The 765-nt window shown below is 46.0% G+C and carries 1 protein-coding gene; it reads right to left on the reverse strand.

Translation table 11 applies throughout. The features are described 5' to 3' along the window. Positions 1–719: exodeoxyribonuclease V subunit gamma (locus A3763_RS25040; RefSeq protein WP_231872319.1), on the reverse strand; the 719-nt coding region annotated here is incomplete at its 3' end. Positions 720–765 lie beyond the last annotated feature (46 nt).

Here is a 765-nt window from a genome sequence, read left to right on the forward strand (position 1 = left end):
TTACGATGCGTCTCAGAAAGCCCCCAACGAACATTCAAGACCTTGACCCAGTGATGAATACTAAGCAGCTCATCTTCATCAATGGAAAATCGCTGCCTGATTGCGGGAAAGTCCAAGCAATCTAATAGCTCGGCAGCCGTCATCCGACTTGACTCGAGTATCAATAGATTGCCAATACATTCCAATAAGGGTTGATGCCGATTCAAAGCCTGATCGGCAATAACATAGGGCAGGCTATGCGTTTGCCCATGGCGATCATAAACAAGGCGTGAAAAAACTGCCTCAATATAGGCGGCATAGTCTTCTATATCGGGCACCATCACAATAATATCGCGAGCATTTAAGCCGGGGTTTGCATCAAGCGTATTTAATAAGTAGTCGTGGAGAGCCTCAACCTCTCTTAAGTGGTTATGGCAACTTGCGAAGCGTATCGACTTATCGTCAGGATTCACACAATGGTGCTGGTTCTGCAGGTTCAAGATATCTGACTGAATTAAATTCAGCGCTGAATTATCTTCATCACCAAGATCATCGTAAAGCTCGGTGGCTAGATCAGCGAAAATTTCTTCTTGCATCAATAGCGACATATAATCGCGACCAAGCTTTCCCCATGACGCGAGCAAGGTGTTATGCTCAATAAAGTTTTCCGCTACCGTTTCAGCACTGACGCCCCGCGCAAGCAATGACTGATTAAGCAGGAGCTGCTGATACTCACTCATCACATCACCCCAGTAGTAGCGACAAGGGTTATTCACCACAACGTGT

The sequence above is a fragment of the Oleiphilus sp. HI0128 genome (assembly GCF_001635365.1).